The sequence below is a fragment of the Burkholderia sp. E168m23 genome, from assembly GCF_016586125.1.
Taxonomy (GTDB): domain Bacteria; phylum Pseudomonadota; class Gammaproteobacteria; order Burkholderiales; family Burkholderiaceae; genus Burkholderia; species Burkholderia orbicola.
Window position 1 is genome coordinate 1 of record NZ_BCPP01001071.1, and the last position, 2252, is coordinate 2252.

Here is a 2252-nt window from a genome sequence, read left to right on the forward strand (position 1 = left end):
CGCCGTCGTAATCGGCGTCGAGCGCGTCGTCGACGAACGGCTGCGCGTACGGCCCCATCGCGCGCCGCATCAGCGCGGTGATCTCCTGGCGGATCTGCGTGCCGCGAATCTTCAGCATCGAGCTTTCCGCGCCCGGCACGCCGCCGCCCGCGACCGCGGCCAGCACGCGCAGGTTGGTCGTGCGCATGTTTTCCAGTTCGATCTCGACGCGGGCGAGCCGCGCCGCGAAGAACGGATCGTCCGCGAGCGGCCGGCCGTTCTTCGTGACCTTCGCGGCGACCGCGCGCAGCCGGTCGAGGGCAGCGGTCGAGAAGCCGATCCCCGCGATGTTGGTGCGCTCGTACGTGAGCAGGTATTTCGCGTAGGTCCAGCCGCGGTTCTCTTCGCCGACCAGATTCTCGACCGGCACACGCACGTCGGTGAAGAACACCTCGTTCACCTCATGCTCGCCGTCGAGCGTGATGATCGGGCGCACTTCGACGCCCGGCGTATTCATGTCGATCAGCAGGAAGCTGATGCCCTCCTGCTTGCGCACGTCGGTCGCGGTGCGCACGAGACAGAAGATCATGTTCGCGTAGTGGCCCAGCGTGGTCCACGTCTTCTGGCCGTTCACGACGTAGTGAGCGCCCTGCGCATCCACACGCCGCACCGCGCTCGTCTTCACCGCCGCGAGATCGGAACCGGCGCCCGGCTCCGAATAACCCTGGCACCACCAGTCGGTGCCGTCGAGAATGCGCGGCAGCCAGTGACGCTTCTGCGCTTCGTTGCCGTACTTGATCAGCACCGGGCCGAGCATGTTCACGCCGAACGGCACGATGCGCGGCGCGCCGGCGAGCGCGCATTCGTTGTCGAACAGGAATTTCTGCGCGACGCTCCAGCCGGGGCCGCCGTATTCGCGCGGCCAGTGGCTCGCGAGCCAGCCGCGCGCATTGAGGATCGCGTGCCATTCGCGCATGTCGTCGCGCGTCAGGTGCAGGCCGCCCTTCACCTTGCGCGCGGTGCGCGCCGGCAGTTCGGCGGCGAGGAAGCGCTGCACTTCCGTGCGGAAGGCTTCCTCTTCGGGAGTGAAATTCAGGTCCATCTTCGGTCCGTGGCAAATGCGGTGGGTGCGGTGGGTGTTCAGTCGATGCGGTTCAGGCTCGCGAAATCCGCGCCGCGCGCGACGAGATCGACGAGCAGCGGCGACGGCTTCCAGAACAGCGGATCTTCCTTCGCGAACGCGCGGATATCGGCGAGCACGTTCGCGAGGCCGACCGTGTCCGCGTAGTGCATCGGGCCGCCGCGATAGCGCGGGAAGCCGTAGCCGTACAGGAACACCGCGTCGACGTCGAGCGGGCGCAGCGCGATCTTCTCGTGCACGACGTTCGCGCCTTCGTTGATCATCGCGGCGAGGTAGCGGCGCAGGATCTCGTCGTCGGAGAAGGTGCGCGGCGTGACGCCCTTCTTCGCGCGTTCTTCCGCGACGATCGCGTCGACTTCCGGGTCGGGCGTGCCGACGCGCGCGCCGTCCGGATACAGGTAGTAGCCGCGGCCGGTCTTCTGCCCGAACCAGCCGCGCTCGCACAGCCGGTCGGAAATCTCCACGTAGCGCGCGTTCGGATCGCGCGTCGCCGCGCGGCGCTTGCGGGTCGCCCAGCCGATGTCGCCGCCCGCGAGGTCGACCACCTGGAACGGGCCCATCGGGAAGCCGAACCCGCGCACCGCGCGATCGATCTGGTACGGCGACGCGCCGTCTTCCATCAGGTAGTCGGCCGCTGTCCGATAGACGGCGAGGACCCGGTTGCCGATGAAGCCGTCGCAGACGCCCGCGCGCACCGGCGTCTTCTTCAGCTGCTTGGCCAGCGCGAACGCGGTCGCGACGACGTCCGGGCTCACGCGCGCCGGCACGACGATCTCCAGCAGCTTCATCACGTTGGCCGGCGAGAAGAAATGCAGGCCGATCACGTCGGCCGGCCGGTCGATGCTGGCGGCAAGTACGTCGATGTCGAGATACGACGTATTGGTCGCGAGCACCGCGCCCGGCTTGCACACGCGCGCGAGTTCGGCGAACACGGCCTGCTTCACGGCCATGTCCTCGAATACGGCTTCGATCACGACATCGGCCTGCGCGAGCGCGTCGTACGACGTGCTGCCCTTGAAGCGCGCGAGACGCGCCGCGTGCGCGGCCGGCGTCATCCGCCCTTTCGCGACGAGGCCGTCGTACACCTTCTCGACGTGCGCCCGGCCGCGCGCGAGCGATGCTTCGTCGCGCT

Annotated in this window: 2 protein-coding genes; both read right to left on the reverse strand. The window is 68.4% G+C overall.

The genetic code is table 11. The features are described from left to right. The coding region (locus tag JMF90_RS34135) for an acyl-CoA dehydrogenase family protein (protein WP_201326077.1) at positions 1 to 1081 on the reverse strand (1081 nt) is incomplete at its 3' end. A gap of 38 nt (positions 1082 to 1119) precedes the next feature. After that, a partial coding sequence (locus JMF90_RS34140; protein WP_236598096.1) for a 3-hydroxyacyl-CoA dehydrogenase occupies positions 1120 to 2252 on the reverse strand: 1133 nt, incomplete at its 5' end.